The following is a 13,678-nucleotide window of genomic DNA, read 5'->3' as shown; positions in this document are numbered from 1 at the left end:
ATTGACAGCATCCGTAATGACTCCCACGGCAGGTTGCTCAGCGAGAATCCCGACGGTAGAAGCCGATGAAGGCCCAGCGCTGGCAGAACCGTTGGCCAGAGGATCGGGCGTGGCCAACTGCTGGGTGAGATCCGTTGCATCCGCCGCCACTTGTGTCTCGCTGCCAGCGTTCGCGGCTGACGTTGAGGTGTCCAATGCGGGCACGTCGCTTGCTGTCAACGATGAGACGTCCGGAGCTGGCGTATTGCTCTCAGCGGGCGTTGAGACGTCAGGTGCTGGCGCACTGCTCACCGCTGACGTTGTGCCTACCTGTCCTGCCGCGCTGCTCACCGCTGCCGTTGAGGCGTCCGCAGCGGGCGCACTGCTTGCCACCGGCACCGCCACCTCATTAGCAAAACTCTCTAACGGTGACAGCGTGCTGGCATCCGGTGTTGCAGTTGCTGCACTATTTTCGATTACAGTTTGGTCGCTCATAATTTTCTCCTTCTTGCTTAATAAAGACCGCAGTCGGCCGAAGCTGGCTGCAATCCGCTCGGTAATACTCATCATGCCCTCCTTAATGCGTCGATTCGGGTGGCGCGTCTTCCCCCACCACCTGCTTCACTTTGTCCGCCGTTTTGTTCGCGCTGCGGTCCGGCAAGCCATCGAGTTTTTTCTGCAATGTCACCAATTGGCTGGTCAGTTCCGCCACCCGCGCTTCCCGCCGATCGGAAATCGCACGGTACTGCTGGCGAATATCCTCCACCCGACGATTGGCGCTGTTATTCACGAACACGAACATAATCGTCATCGCCACACACAGCAGCGACAGCATCAGCAGCAGGCCGCCTAGCAGTAACTGACGCCGATGGCCTCGCACTGAAAACTCACTGTTTATCTGCACCATCGCGACTCTCCTCTAAGGTGGTGATCAGTTGATTGATCTGAATACGGAATTTTTCGCTATGATCAGATTCCGTAGTGGCTAACAGAATGCCCAGCGCGTTCTTAATCAGCCGCAGGTCGGTTTCCAGCGAAGAGATGCGCCGCAAGTTTTTGTCGTGCCGAATACGCAGGTCATCGTTTTCCCGGCGCATCAGCGCGTGGCTCTCTTTGAGAAGCATCACCTGCTCTTTGTAGCTGGTGATGATCTCGCCGCCCGCGCGATTGCTGGTGACGATGGCCGCGATACCAGCCATTAAGGGTTTCCAGAAAACAGCTGCCGCACCGCCACCGAGAAGTAGCGCACCGACGCTGGTCACCAAACTACTTTCCATGCTTCACCTCTCTTCACTGGCAAGGGATCCGCCCGAGGAACATGTTGTCCGCCCTTGCCAGTTGCGCGGTCAACATGAGAATTTAAGTTTACTTTAATTAATCAATTTAAGTATACTTAAGTAAAACCCAACAGAGTTGTCAAGATGATGAAAAAAGAATCTGCAGGTGAACGCATTCGCAGCCGTCGTAAAGCGCTGAAGCTCACGCAGTTAGTGGTGGCAAGTGGCATTGGCGTGTCACATGTCGCTGTTTCACAATGGGAAAAAGATGAGACCGTTCCGCGCGGCGAGAACCTGTTGCGGCTGGCAGAACTGCTGCAATGTACGGCAGCATGGATAATTGATGGCGAGGGCGAGGTGTTTGCCGCCCCGCTTAACGTCAGTGGTGTCAATGCTCTGCCGTTGATCACTCTGACGCAAGCGGCTGCGTGGATGCAGGAGCAACGCTTATTGATTCAGCAGCAGGCGACCCGCTTTCTCTACAGCGATAGCAGACTGAGTGAATCGGCGTTGGCGATCACCCTGGAGGATACCGCCATGCAACCTGACTACCGACCCGGCGACACGCTGATATTTGATCCTGCCGTTAATCCACAACCGGGTGATGTGGTGCTGGCAAACATCAATGGTGAGGTTCTGGTACGTATTTATCGCCTGATGGCTGAACAGCACGACGAACAAATTTTCTCGTTGCGACCGTTGAATGACGATTTTCCTGTGCATGCATCGTCGGAGAAAAAGATTGAATTAATTGGAACTATGATGGAAATGCGCCGCTATCGCGCCAGATAAGAGAATGCAAAAAACCCGCCTATGAGCGGGTTAAAACCAGCAAAACTACGGCAATTATTACAAAACGTCGGTCAAATGATCGACGATAACCCTCCCGTGCACATCCTTCTGCGTAATACGATAGTTAACGTTATAAGAGCGGCGGTTGCAGAGCTTATCAAACAGCGTCACGCTGCCTTTTTGCCTGCCGTCTACGCTAACAATATGCCATTCAGTGACATTTTCCTGACCGCGGTTGTTGAGTCTTAATACGCTCTGTTCAACTAAACGGTCGCTATCATCAATCTTTAAATAGTCGCGTAACATTATGCTCACCTCTGGTTAACGAGGGCCAAGATACGCTTTTTATTTATCCATTCAATCGAAATTATTTATCGTAAATACTCCCCCGGTGCAATTAATTAACAATTCGATTTGACGCCGTTTCGCTAGCCGTTTCGGTTAGCTCATTAATTGGAAAATAGTTTACGATTCGAGTCTATATTGGTGGACAGCCCCCGCCCCAGGCCTGCTACTGTAGGCCCCACAATAAAAAGCTGTCCGGACAATCGCTATGCTTACCACCATCATTTATCGCAGTCACCTCCATGACCATGTTCCTATCAAAACACTTGAAGACATGGTGACCAAAGCGAATAACAAAAACAGCTCGCACGATGTCACAGGCATTCTGCTTTTTGATGGACTGCACTTCTTCCAGTTACTTGAAGGGCCCCGTGACGCTGTGCAGGGTATTTATGATCGCATTTGCCTGGACGCCCGCCACCACAATCTGGTGGAGTTGATGCATGACTTTGCCCCCGCTCGCCGCTTTGGCAAAGTGGGAATGGAGCTGTTTGATTTACGCGAGCATGATAAATCCATGGTGCTGCAAGCCGTGTTAGACAAAGGCACCTCGCGCTATCAACTGACCTACGATGATCGCGCGTTGCAGTTCCTGCGCACCTTTGTTAGCGCTCGTGATAAAGAGAACTATTTTGAAATCCCCGCAGCCAGCACATGGGAATTTATTGCGGATGAGCCATCTCGTACCCTTCAGGATGAAGTCATTGACTCACTGAAAGAGTGCCACTTCGCCTTTCAGCCGATTATCGATCCGTTCGCACGCCGCGTGGCTTCGTATGAGGCGTTAATCCGTTCCCCGAATGGCGGTTCGCCAGGCGAATACTTTTCTGCCTTCGGTGGCGAGGCTGTTTATCATGCGGATATTCAGTCTAAAAAACTGGCGTTCGAACTGGCGAAAAAGTTAGGTATTGGCGAACACAGTATCTCCATCAACCTTCTGCCAATGTCCCTGGTCACGGTTCCTGATGCGGTGGATTTTCTGCTGACGCAGATTGAAGCCAATGGTTTGGTCCCCGAGCAGGTGATTGTTGAAGTCACAGAAAATGAGATCATCTCGCGCACCGATGAGTTTGCGGCACAGGTGCGCAAACTAAAATCGGCGGGTATCAGTCTGGCCCTGGATGATTTTGGCGCGGGCTTTGCTGGCCTGTCACTGTTATCAAGATTCCAGCCGGACAAAATTAAGATTGATCGTGAGCTGATTAGCGATGTGCACAAAAGCGGTCCTAAACAGGCCATTTTGCATGCCATCATTAAGTGCTGTAACTCGCTGGAGATTGCGGTGATTGCAGAGGGCGTGGAGAAAGCCGAGGAGTGGATGTGGCTGGAAGCGGCAGGCATTAGCCAGTTCCAGGGGTATCTGTTCGCGCGTCCGCAGTTAAATGGTTTCCCGGCTATCGCCTGGCCGGAAATCAAATAGCGAACGGTTAGAGAGAATAAAAAACCGCCTTTAACCGGCGGTTTTTGCATTTAAAGCGGGAAGTAACCCGGTGGTAATAATCGATCGCTGATGACCTGGTAGTTCATCAACTTAAAAGAACTTAAGGTGATGGGCACGGCAACGCAGGGACGGTACCAGCCAAATTGCTTTATATATCGCCAGACTTCTGGTGGGTTATCTTTATCTCTAACCCAGTAATAACCTTCTTTCATTCTTACACGCTTCTTGTCGCTGCAACCCTTACTCAACACTCCTCAACGCCTCGCGTGATGCGCATGTTGCACACCGAGTTCCCTGCTCTGACGAATGCTTACCTAAGGCCCACACTTTAGCATATCGAGCGCACAATTTATCAGTAAGTGATTGTTTTATTTAGCGCTTCGCTTATCGACGCCGATATTAACGGCATAAAAAAAGCCGCATTCGCGGCTTACTCAGGCATCAATAATAGGTGACATCAATGGTGCCGTACTGCCTGTCCGTGACTTGCCCTTCGGCATCAGTGGTCACGGTATCACAGCGGAAAGGAACATCATTCTTATACTGGCATTGCGTGGTAACCGTCTTGCTTTGCTCGTTTCTTCGCACCGTCGTCACCACATCGGATATCTTTTTTGCGTCTGTATCATGTTTGGCACTGGCGCGTGACACTTCCTCATCGCCCTTCTTAATACTCAACAGCGTCATATCACCGACGTTATTGTAGGTCAGATGGAATTTAACATCGGAGGCGGGAGAGGAGATTTGATCAACCCAACCCTGATCGTTATAGCCAATATCCACCGTCATGCTGGGAGTGACCTTTTTTATTACCGCGCACTGCTTATTCAGCGTGACGACCACATCCTGACCGTTTTCTGTGCCAGTCAGTTTATCGCCTTCCCGCGTCACTTCGGTGATCTCTCCGGCTTTATCAATGGATTTCACATGGGCAATACAGCCTTGTCCATCGAACGCGATATCAACATCAAAGATTGGCGTGTCGTCGGCGCTAAACAGGCGCTGATGCGTGCTTTTGACTTTGCCGGGAATGGCTTCGAACTGATAGAGGTAAGCGTAATTTTTCATCTGCGGTGCAAAGTCCGCATTTTTATTATCACAGCCGGATAGCATGATCGTTGCCATCAACAGCAGCAGGGTGGGCTTCACGTGAGAATCCTCTTCTCGATATACGCGGTGTGTCAGGCCAGCATCATGCCGCTGTTACTGAAAAAGATAAATGCTTTCCCGCCTGACACCGCAACAATCTTTGCAGCCACTACACCTGCATGTTCATGATATCGGTGTACGCCGATACCAGTTTGTTACGCACCTGAATCCCCATTTGCATGGAAATGGAGGATTTCTGCAGATCGACCATCACATCGTTTAACTGGATGCCCGGTTTGCCCATTTCAAAATCCTGCGCCTGGGTGCGAGCCGCAGTTTGCGTGTCGCTGATCTTATCCAGTGCTGCTTTCATGGTGGCACCAAAATCTACCTGATTGGTTGACTCGGCCTGCTTGCCGCTGGCCTGTAACGACGTTAACTGCAGCTGCTGCAACACACCATCAATTGCCTGAATCGACATTGCCTGTACCTCATTAAAGAAGGGTTTAAATTTTCACGCTGCAAAAGTTAACACACTGTCAATAGGACAAAGGCGCTAAATAAACGTAAAAAACCCAGCTTATCCAGCCATCGAAGTGACCCGATTCATCAATAATGCCAGCCATAAGATTGGAATTTCATTTAAGACGTTGCTTCAGGGAGTCTGTTTTGTCACCACAACTAACCCGGTCAATTATGTCAGGCAGGAATCGGTCATGAATGCGAGTGCAGCCGCCACACAAGATACCGCAAAGAAAGGTTTCAATGACCTTCTGGCTCGCCTGCGCGCCAATCCGCGAATTCCAATCATTGTTGCTGCCGCTGCCGCTATCGCAGTGGTTTTTGCCTTGGTGCTGTGGGCTAAAGCCCCTGACTATCGCGTCCTTTATAACAACCTCTCCGATGAGGATGGCGGCGCGATTGTTACCCAGCTAACGCAAATGAACATTCCTTACCAGTTCGCCGAAAACGGCGGTGCCTTGATGGTGCCTGCCGATAAGGTACATGAACTGCGTCTGCGCCTGGCGCAACAGGGGCTGCCGAAAGGTGGCTCTGTTGGCTTTGAGCTGATGGACAAAGAGAAGTTCGGCATCAGCCAGTTTAGCGAGCAGATCAACTACCAGCGTGCACTGGAAGGTGAGCTGGCCCGCACCATTGAAACGCTCGGCCCGGTCAAGAGCGCGCGCGTGCATCTGGCGATGCCAAAACCCACGCTGTTCGTGCGTGAGCAGAAAGCGCCTTCGGCCTCCGTGACATTGAACCTGCAACCGGGTCGCGCACTCGATGAAGGCCAGATTCAGGCCATTCAGCATATGGTGTCGAGCAGCGTCGCCGGTCTGCCGCCTGGCAACGTGACCGTGGTGGATCAGGCCGGTCGTCTGCTGACCCGTTCTGACAGCGAAGGTCGTGACCTGAATGATGCACAGCTGAAGTACGCGTCTGAAGTGGAAGCGCGTTATCAGCAGCGTATCGAAGCAATCCTGAATCCGATCGTTGGCCAGGGCAATGTGCATGCGCAGGTGACAGCGCAGATCAACTTTGACCGCAGCGAACAAACCGACGAGAAGTACAAACCGAACGCCGATCCGAACAGCACGGCGATTCGCTCGCGTCAGACCAATACCAACCAGCAGAATGGCAGCCCGTACCCAGGTGGCGTGCCCGGTGCGTTGTCGAATCAACCTGCCCCTGCGAATACTGCACCGGTTAATAATCCGCAGCAGCAAAATGCCAACGGCCAGAATGCTAATGGTCAGAACAACGCGGCGAACAACAACGGCACCACGACCAGCACGCAACAAAGCAGCGGCCCGAGCAGCTCAAGCCGTAACGACACCGTGAACTACGAACTGGACCGCACCATTCGCCACACCAAGGTCAATGTGGGCGATGTGCAGCGTCTGTCGGTGGCCGTGGTGGTGAACTACCGTGATGACGGCAAAGGCAAAGCCGTTGCATTGAACGATCAGCAGATCAAACAGATTGAAGACCTGACCCGTGAAGCGATGGGTTACTCGCAGAATCGTGGCGACAGCGTCAACGTGGTGAACTCGCAGTTCAACATGACTGAGCCGTCTGGCGGTGACCTGCCGTTCTGGCAGTCGCAAGCGTTCTTCGACATGTTGATGAGCGGCGGTCGCTGGCTGCTGGTGGCGCTGGTTGCCTTCATCCTGTATCGCAAGCTGGTGCGTCCACAGCTGATGCGTAAGAAAGCGCAGGAACAAGCGGCAGCAGAAGCGGCGGCAGCGCGTGCGGAAGCGCTGGAATCTGAAGAAGCTTATAGCGTGCAGCTCAGCAAAGATGAGCTGGAACAAGAGCGTAAATCCAATAACCGCATGAGCGCCGAGGTGATGAGCCAACGCATCCGCGATATGTCTGAAAACGATCCGCGCGTTGTAGCGCTGGTTATCCGCGAATGGATGAGTAAAGAACTATGAGTCTGACCGGTACTGAAAAAAGCGCCATTCTGATGATGACCATTGGCGAAGAACGTGCGGCCGAGGTATTCAAACACCTCAACCAGCGTGAAGTGCAGCACCTGAGCGCCGCGATGGCGGGAATGCGTCAGGTGTCGCACAAGCAGCTAACCGAAGTGCTGCGCGAGTTTGAGGCGGATGCCGAGCAGTTTGCTGCGCTGAGCCTCAACTCCAATGACTACCTGCGTTCGGTGCTGGTGAAAGCTTTGGGCGAGGAGCGCGCCTCTAGCCTGCTGGAAGATATTCTCGAGAAAAACGAGACCACCAGCGGCATGGAAACACTCAACTTTATGGAACCTCAGGCAGCGGCCGATCTTATTCGCGACGAGCATCCGCAGATTATCGCCACCATCCTGGTGCACCTCAAACGTGGCCAGGCCGCAGATATTCTGGCGCTGTTCGACGAACGCCTGCGTCACGACGTGATGCTGCGTATCGCCACCTTCGGCGGTGTACAGCCAGCGGCGCTGGCAGAACTGACCGAAGTCCTGAACGGTCTGCTGGATGGCACCAACCTCAAGCGTGCGAAGATGGGTGGCGTGAGAACCGCAGCCGAAATTATCAACCTGATGAAAACGCAGCAGGAAGAAGCGGTTATCGAAGCGGTACGCGACTTCGACGGCGAGCTGGCACAGAAGATCATCGACGAGATGTTCCTGTTCGAAAACCTGGTGGAAGTGGACGACCGCAGCATCCAGCGCCTGCTGCAGGAAGTGGAGTCCGAGCAGTTGCTGATCGCCCTGAAAGGTGCCGAACAGCCGCTGCGCGAGAAGTTCCTCAAGAACATGTCAGCGCGTGCAGCCGATATCCTGCGCGACGATCTGGCCAACCGTGGTCCGGTGCGTATGTCGGCCGTGGAGAACGAACAGAAAGCGATCCTGCTGGTGGTCCGTCGCCTGGCAGAATCCGGCGAAATGGTAATTGGTGGTGGCGAGGAAACTTATGTCTGATGCCTTTTCCGCCCGTGCGTGGCAGCGCTGGCAGCCTGATGATTTAGGCAGCACCTTCAAAGTGGCGGAAGAACTGCCGCAGGAAGAGCCGGCTGTGGATGTCGAAATGAGTGCCGAAGCTGAGCAACAGCAGATGCTGGAGCGCATGCAACAGCAGATGCGCAAAGATGCACAGACGCAAGGTTACAGCGAGGGCTATCAAAAGGGTTTTGCCGAGTCACAGCAGAACGGTTACGACGCCGGTTTCCAGCAGGGACTCGCCGATGCCCAACAGCAGCAGGCGCCCTTACAAGCGCGCATGCAGCAGTTAGTCACTGAGTTCCATCACACGCTGGAAGCGCTGGATAGCGTCATCGCTTCACGTCTGATGCAGCTGGCCTTGGAAGCGGCGCGCACGGTCATTGGCCAGGCCACACAAGTGGATGGCACCGCCCTGCTGCGCCAGATTCAGCAACTGATTCAACAAGAACCCATGTTCAGCGGCAAACCGCAGCTGCGCGTGCATCCTGATGATTTACAGCGTATTGAGCAGACACTGGGCCCGACGCTGGATCTGCACGGCTGGAAACTGCTCGCGGATAATTCACTGCATCCCGGCGGCTGTAAACTCAGCGCCGAAGATGGTGATCTCGATGCCAGCGTGGCAACCCGCTGGCAGGAACTGTGCCGTCTGGCCGCACCGGGGACCTTGTAATGACCTCGTCGCGTCTTTCCCGCTGGCTTGGCGCACTCGATGCCTTCGAGGATCGTATTTCGCAGGTGCAAACCGTGCGCCGCTATGGCCGTCTGACTCGTGCCACCGGTTTAGTACTGGAAGCCACCGGGCTGCAACTGCCGCTCGGTGCGACCTGCATCATCGAACGTCACGACGGCAACAACATCACTGAAGTGGAAAGTGAAGTGGTGGGTTTCAACGGTCAGAAACTGTTGATGATGCCGCTGGAAGAAGTGGACGGCATTTTGCCGGGTGCGCGCGTTTATGCCCGTTTTAGCGGTGACAACGCACAAGGCGGTAAACAGCTATTGCTTGGGCCAGAATTGCTCGGCCGCGTGCTGGATGGCGCAGGCAAGCCGCTGGATGGTTTACCTGCCCCGGACACCGGCTATCGTGCGCCCTTGATCACCGCCCCGTTTAACCCACTGCAACGTACGCCAATCCACGATGTACTGGATACCGGCGTACGGGCGATCAACGCCCTGCTGACTGTCGGACGGGGTCAGCGTATGGGCCTGTTTGCGGGTTCCGGCGTCGGTAAGTCGGTGTTGCTTGGCATGATGGCGCGTTATACCAAAGCCGATGTGATTGTGGTGGGCCTGATCGGTGAACGTGGCCGTGAAGTCAAAGAATTCATTGAGAACATCCTCGGCGCAGAAGGCCGTGCGCGCTCGGTGGTGATCGCCGCACCGGCTGACGTTTCGCCGCTGCTGCGTATGCAGGGTGCCGCGTATGCTACACGCATCGCGGAAGATTTTCGCGATCGCGGCCAGCACGTGCTGCTGATCATGGACTCCCTCACCCGCTACGCCATGGCGCAGCGTGAGATCGCCCTGGCGATTGGTGAGCCACCGGCCACCAAAGGTTATCCACCTTCCGTGTTCGCGAAGCTCCCCGCCCTGGTGGAACGCGCCGGTAACGGCACCCACGGCGGCGGTTCGATTACGGCTTTCTATACCGTGCTTACCGAAGGTGACGATCAGCAAGACCCGATTGCCGACTCGGCGCGCGCCATTCTTGATGGTCACATTGTATTGTCGCGCCGTCTGGCCGAAGCCGGTCACTATCCGGCGATTGATATTGAAGCCTCAATCAGCCGTGCGATGACCGCGTTAATTGATGACACCCACTACGCGCGGGTGCGTCAGTTCAAACAACTGCTCTCCAGTTTCCAGCGCAACCGCGATCTGGTGAGTGTAGGCGCGTATGCCGCTGGAAGCGATCCGATGCTCGATAAAGCCATCAAGCTTTACCCGGAGATGGAAGCCTTCCTGCAACAGGGTATTTTCGAACGCAGCGACTATGACGACGCCAGTCTGCACCTGCAGGCCATGTTCGGCTAGCGCGAGCCCAAGCGAGGTAAGCCATGAAAACTGCCAGTGCAATCGATAAGCTGCGCGATATGGCGGAGCAGGATTTGGAACAGGCCGTGATTCATTTAGGTGACATGCGCCGTGGCGTAAAGCAGGCGGATGAGCAGCTCACCATGCTGCTCGACTATCAGGATGAGTACCGCAATAAGCTCAACACCGATATGTCAGGCGGTATTTCCAGCCTGCGCTGGACCAATTACCACCAGTTTATTCAGACGCTGGAGAAAGCCATTGAACAGCATCGGCAACAGCTGAATCAGTGGAATCAACGTCTGGATCAGGCGCTGATCAGCTGGCAAGAAAAGCATAAGCGATTGAATGCGTATCAAACATTGATCACTCGCGCTGCCGAAAACGCATTACGACAAGAAAACCGTCTCGATCAGAAACGGATGGATGAATTTGCCCAACGGGCCGCTATGAGGAGAGGCGAATGATTACGCTGCCAACTATGGTTACGCAAACCTCTAAAGTCAGCGATGCAGACAGTGCTGTTGCATCGGACAATTTACTGGGTACAGATGCGCTGCCACAGGGATTTATCACTGAGCTGGGTAACCGCTTACTGACGCTGGCTCAGCAACAAGGTGTTAACACGCAATCGACTGATCTGACAGCAGAAGTCGATGAAAAAGGCGTCACAAAAGCGTCATTAAGCGCGTTATTGCAGGCACTGGACAAACCAGAGGCGTTAAACGCACTTTTACAACCGGAAAACACTAAAGCCACGCTGAAATCAGCCGATGATAAAGACAAGTCTGAAGCAAGTTCGTTAAGTGCCAGCGACTTACAGAATGTTCAGGCGCTGTTCGCCATGTTACCGGTTGCGGTAGAAGCGCGTAATAGCCAAAGCGCCAGCACTGATAAGACATCAGCCGATGCAGGCACAACGCTTAACGGAACATTGTTAAGCCGAACGTTGCAGAGCGCGGTGAAAGATGAACAAGAGGCGCAGACCGACAGTACGCCTCACAAGAAGTCCAGTGATGTGCTGAGCAGTGTTACTCGTGATGCCAGCACCACGCAAACCAGTAGCAGTGCCGCTGCCGCCAGCACCACGACCAGCACCAGCAATGGCGCACTGTCACTGGATGAGAGCTTTAAGCAGGTGCTGAGTACGCTCAGCAAGCAGGAAGAACGTCGTGATACGCAAAGCGACACAGTAACAGCTTTAACCAGCGCCCCGGTCAGCAGCAGTAGCACACTGACCAACAGCACGGCGACAACCAGTACCACTCCGTCGACGCCGATGCTGAATGCCCAACTCGGCAGCAATGAGTGGCAGCAGGCGTTAAGCCAGCAAATCGTGATGTTTAGTCGCAACGGTCAGCAAAATGCCGAATTGCGCTTACATCCCGAAGATTTGGGTGCTATCCAGATCAACCTGACCCTCGACAAGGATCAGGCGCAGTTAAGTATGGTTTCCAGCCACAGCCAAGTGAGGGCCGCGCTGGAAGCGGCTCTCCCTCAGCTGCGTACAGCGCTGGCGGAGAGCGGTATTAACCTGGGACAGAGTAATGTCAGCAGCGACGCCTTCGCACAAAGCCAGAATTATCAGGGCCAGCAGGAAGGACGTCGTGATGGCCAGCACGGCAGCTTTACCCTCTCCCAGGACAGTGAAAACGAGATAACGCCTATTGCCGTCCCGGCAGCCCTTCAGGCGCGCGCGACAGGTAACGGCGCTGTCGATATCTTTGCCTGACAGCGGCTAAACGCTGAAGGTAAGCGTAAAACCCGCGTCTTTTCTTCCCATTGTTTGACTTAAGACGCGGGATAATCTGTCCAGGCGAGCCGAGAGGCTTGCCCATAATTCACAGGAAGTAACTGCAAACATGTCTGATAACGCGAAAGCTAAAGGCCGCAAACGTTCACTACTAATACCGGTGTTACTGATTGTAACGCTGGCCGCTTGCAGCGTGGCAGGCTATGCAGTCTGGCGAATGATGAATAAACACGGGGATGACAAACCGGAAGCGGCGAAAGTTGAGCCACCGGCCGCCCCTGTATTTTTTGCAATGGATACGTTTACGGTTAACCTGGTCAATCCTGACAACGATCCCGACCGTGTGTTGTACGTAGGCTTTACCCTGCGTCTGCCGGATGAGGAGACCCGTCGTCGGTTGAATGATTACCTGCCTGAGGTGCGCAGCCGTTTACTGCTGCTGCTCTCGCGTCAAAGTGCCGCTCAGCTTGCCACAGAACAAGGTAAGCAGGCCCTGGTTGAGCAGATCAAACAGGCATTGGCGCCACCGCTGGTAAAAACGCAACCGCCACAGGTGGTCAGTGACGTGCTGTTTACCGCCTTCATTTTGAGGTGATTTAATGGGCGATAGCATTCTCTCCCAGGCTGAGATTGACGCGCTGCTTAATGGCGACAGTGACAGCGCGGAAGTAGAGAACAGTTCCAAAGGGACCGATGGCGATATCCGTCCCTATGATCCTAATACTCAGCGTCGCGTGGTGCGCGAGCGTCTGCAGGCGCTGGAGATCATTAACGAGCGTTTTGCCCGTCATTTTCGTATGGCGCTGTTTAACCTGCTGCGCCGTAGCCCGGATATCAGTGTCGGTGCGATCAAGATTCAGCCTTACCATGAGTTTGCCCGCAATTTACCGGTGCCAACCAACCTGAACCTGATCCACCTGAAACCACTGCGCGGTACTGCGCTGGTGGTATTTTCACCGAGTCTGGTGTTTATCGCCGTAGATAACCTGTTTGGTGGTGATGGCCGTTTCCCGACCAAAGTGGAAGGCCGTGAATTTACCCATACCGAGCAACGCGTCATCCGTCGCATGCTGAAGCTGGCACTGGATGGTTACAGCGATGCCTGGAAAGCGATTTACCCGCTGGATGTTGAGTACGTCCGTTCGGAAATGCAGGTGAAATTTACCAACATCACCACTTCGCCGAACGATATCGTCGTCAACACCCCGTTCCAGGTCGAGATTGGTAACCTGGTGGGTGAATTTAATATCTGTATTCCGTTTTCAATGATTGAGCCGCTGCGCGAGCTGCTGGTCAATCCACCACTGGAAAACTCCCGTCAGGAAGATACGCACTGGCGCGACAATCTGGTGAAACAGGTGCAGCACTCGGAGCTGGAGCTGATTGCCCACTTCGCGGAAACATCCATGCGCCTGTCACGTATTTTGCAACTGAAACCTGGTGACGTCCTGCCCATTGAGAAGCCGGACCGCATCATTGCTCACGTCGATGGCGTACCCGTGCTGACCAGCCAATAT

16 protein-coding genes and 1 pseudogene are annotated in these 13,678 nt (G+C 54.0%); 10 read left to right on the top strand and 7 right to left on the bottom strand.

Features of this window, described 5'->3' with window-relative positions:
* The 3 genes and pseudogenes from H7A81_RS19705 to H7A81_RS19695 all read right to left on the bottom strand — a co-directional run.
* Positions 1-474: pseudogene (locus tag H7A81_RS19705) on the bottom strand (hypothetical protein); the annotation flags it as partial.
* Positions 475-556: 82 nt separating this feature from the next.
* Complete coding sequence (locus H7A81_RS19700) at positions 557-886, bottom strand: hypothetical protein (RefSeq protein WP_182058473.1); 330 nt, start codon at positions 884-886, stop codon at positions 557-559.
* The gene (locus tag H7A81_RS19695) at positions 867-1,256 is read right to left on the bottom strand and encodes a hypothetical protein (RefSeq protein WP_182058472.1); all 390 of its coding nucleotides are present in this window, start codon (positions 1,254-1,256) and stop codon (positions 867-869) included. Before H7A81_RS19695 ends, H7A81_RS19700 begins: the two co-directional genes overlap by 20 nt.
* 144 nt (positions 1,257-1,400) lie before the next feature.
* On the opposite strand from H7A81_RS19695, the gene H7A81_RS19690 reads away from it, so the two are divergent.
* The gene (locus H7A81_RS19690) at positions 1,401-2,048 is read left to right on the top strand and encodes a helix-turn-helix domain-containing protein (RefSeq protein WP_182058471.1); all 648 of its coding nucleotides are present in this window, start codon (positions 1,401-1,403) and stop codon (positions 2,046-2,048) included.
* Between the two features lie 57 nt (positions 2,049-2,105).
* Here the strand turns inward: H7A81_RS19690 and H7A81_RS19685 are convergent, their stop codons facing one another.
* Positions 2,106-2,354, bottom strand: a complete 249-nt coding sequence (locus H7A81_RS19685) for a hypothetical protein (protein WP_182058470.1) — start codon at positions 2,352-2,354, stop codon at positions 2,106-2,108.
* A 247-nt stretch (positions 2,355-2,601) separates the two neighbouring features.
* Here H7A81_RS19685 and H7A81_RS19680 point away from each other — a divergent pair, with 247 nt between their 5' ends.
* Positions 2,602-3,813 carry a diguanylate phosphodiesterase gene (locus H7A81_RS19680; RefSeq protein ID WP_182058469.1) on the top strand — a complete coding sequence of 404 codons (1,212 nt, stop codon included), beginning with the start codon at positions 2,602-2,604 and terminating at the stop codon, positions 3,811-3,813.
* A gap of 50 nt (positions 3,814-3,863) precedes the next feature.
* On the opposite strand, the gene H7A81_RS19675 is transcribed toward H7A81_RS19680, so the two are convergent.
* The 3 genes from H7A81_RS19675 to fliE form a co-directional block, all read right to left on the bottom strand.
* The gene (locus H7A81_RS19675; protein WP_045815127.1) at positions 3,864-4,046 is read right to left on the bottom strand and encodes a hypothetical protein; all 183 of its coding nucleotides are present in this window, start codon (positions 4,044-4,046) and stop codon (positions 3,864-3,866) included.
* A 229-nt stretch (positions 4,047-4,275) separates the two neighbouring features.
* Positions 4,276-4,983, bottom strand: a complete 708-nt coding sequence (locus H7A81_RS19670) for a YnfC family lipoprotein (RefSeq protein WP_182058468.1) — start codon at positions 4,981-4,983, stop codon at positions 4,276-4,278.
* A 109-nt stretch (positions 4,984-5,092) separates the two neighbouring features.
* Entirely contained in the window at positions 5,093-5,404 is a 312-nt protein-coding gene (gene fliE / locus H7A81_RS19665; protein ID WP_034824419.1) for a flagellar hook-basal body complex protein FliE, read from the bottom strand.
* A gap of 235 nt (positions 5,405-5,639) precedes the next feature.
* Here fliE and fliF point away from each other — a divergent pair, with 235 nt between their 5' ends.
* The 8 genes from fliF to fliM form a co-directional block, all read left to right on the top strand.
* Positions 5,640-7,361 carry a flagellar basal-body MS-ring/collar protein FliF gene (gene fliF / locus H7A81_RS19660; RefSeq protein ID WP_182058467.1) on the top strand — a complete coding sequence of 574 codons (1,722 nt, stop codon included), beginning with the start codon at positions 5,640-5,642 and terminating at the stop codon, positions 7,359-7,361.
* A complete protein-coding gene (gene fliG / locus H7A81_RS19655) occupies positions 7,358-8,350 on the top strand; it encodes a flagellar motor switch protein FliG (protein ID WP_034824425.1) in 993 nt (330 codons plus the stop codon). The genes fliF and fliG overlap by 4 nt, the downstream gene beginning before the upstream one ends.
* Positions 8,343-9,044: a flagellar assembly protein FliH gene (gene fliH, locus H7A81_RS19650; protein ID WP_034824427.1), complete on the top strand. Its 702-nt coding sequence runs from the start codon at positions 8,343-8,345 to the stop codon at positions 9,042-9,044. Before fliG ends, fliH begins: the two co-directional genes overlap by 8 nt.
* The gene (gene fliI / locus H7A81_RS19645) at positions 9,044-10,408 is read left to right on the top strand and encodes a flagellar protein export ATPase FliI (protein ID WP_045815130.1); all 1,365 of its coding nucleotides are present in this window, start codon (positions 9,044-9,046) and stop codon (positions 10,406-10,408) included. Before fliH ends, fliI begins: the two co-directional genes overlap by 1 nt.
* A 23-nt stretch (positions 10,409-10,431) precedes the next feature.
* Entirely contained in the window at positions 10,432-10,875 is a 444-nt protein-coding gene (fliJ, locus tag H7A81_RS19640; protein ID WP_182058466.1) for a flagellar export protein FliJ, read from the top strand.
* Complete coding sequence (locus H7A81_RS19635) at positions 10,872-12,140, top strand: flagellar hook-length control protein FliK (protein ID WP_182058465.1); 1,269 nt, start codon at positions 10,872-10,874, stop codon at positions 12,138-12,140. Before fliJ ends, H7A81_RS19635 begins: the two co-directional genes overlap by 4 nt.
* A 130-nt stretch (positions 12,141-12,270) precedes the next feature.
* Positions 12,271-12,756, top strand: a complete 486-nt coding sequence (gene fliL, locus H7A81_RS19630) for a flagellar basal body-associated protein FliL (protein ID WP_182058464.1) — start codon at positions 12,271-12,273, stop codon at positions 12,754-12,756.
* A 4-nt stretch (positions 12,757-12,760) separates the two neighbouring features.
* Positions 12,761-13,678: flagellar motor switch protein FliM (gene fliM / locus H7A81_RS19625; protein WP_182058463.1), on the top strand; the 918-nt coding region annotated here is incomplete at its 3' end.

Source organism: Pantoea sp. ME81, from assembly GCF_903970985.1.
Taxonomy (GTDB): domain Bacteria; phylum Pseudomonadota; class Gammaproteobacteria; order Enterobacterales; family Enterobacteriaceae; genus Pantoea; species Pantoea communis.
Note: the sequence above shows the minus strand (reverse complement) of the source record. Positions and strands in the feature narration are given on the sequence as shown.

What these genes read in the sequence shown, in the direction of transcription:
- H7A81_RS19700 (WP_182058473.1), bottom strand. Translation starts at nt 886, where the DNA reads ATGGTGCAGATAAACAGTGAGTTTTCAGTGCGAGGCCATCGGCGTCAG.
- H7A81_RS19695 (WP_182058472.1), bottom strand. Translation starts at nt 1,256, where the DNA reads ATGGAAAGTAGTTTGGTGACCAGCGTCGGTGCGCTACTTCTCGGTGGC.
- H7A81_RS19690 (WP_182058471.1), top strand. Translation starts at nt 1,401, where the DNA reads ATGATGAAAAAAGAATCTGCAGGTGAACGCATTCGCAGCCGTCGTAAA.
- H7A81_RS19685 (WP_182058470.1), bottom strand. Translation starts at nt 2,354, where the DNA reads ATGTTACGCGACTATTTAAAGATTGATGATAGCGACCGTTTAGTTGAA.
- H7A81_RS19680 (WP_182058469.1), top strand. Translation starts at nt 2,602, where the DNA reads ATGCTTACCACCATCATTTATCGCAGTCACCTCCATGACCATGTTCCT.
- H7A81_RS19675 (WP_045815127.1), bottom strand. Translation starts at nt 4,046, where the DNA reads ATGAAAGAAGGTTATTACTGGGTTAGAGATAAAGATAACCCACCAGAA.
- fliE (WP_034824419.1), bottom strand. Translation starts at nt 5,404, where the DNA reads ATGTCGATTCAGGCAATTGATGGTGTGTTGCAGCAGCTGCAGTTAACG.
- fliF (WP_182058467.1), top strand. Translation starts at nt 5,640, where the DNA reads ATGAATGCGAGTGCAGCCGCCACACAAGATACCGCAAAGAAAGGTTTC.
- fliG (WP_034824425.1), top strand. Translation starts at nt 7,358, where the DNA reads ATGAGTCTGACCGGTACTGAAAAAAGCGCCATTCTGATGATGACCATT.
- fliH (WP_034824427.1), top strand. Translation starts at nt 8,343, where the DNA reads ATGTCTGATGCCTTTTCCGCCCGTGCGTGGCAGCGCTGGCAGCCTGAT.
- fliI (WP_045815130.1), top strand. Translation starts at nt 9,044, where the DNA reads ATGACCTCGTCGCGTCTTTCCCGCTGGCTTGGCGCACTCGATGCCTTC.
- fliJ (WP_182058466.1), top strand. Translation starts at nt 10,432, where the DNA reads ATGAAAACTGCCAGTGCAATCGATAAGCTGCGCGATATGGCGGAGCAG.
- H7A81_RS19635 (WP_182058465.1), top strand. Translation starts at nt 10,872, where the DNA reads ATGATTACGCTGCCAACTATGGTTACGCAAACCTCTAAAGTCAGCGAT.
- fliL (WP_182058464.1), top strand. Translation starts at nt 12,271, where the DNA reads ATGTCTGATAACGCGAAAGCTAAAGGCCGCAAACGTTCACTACTAATA.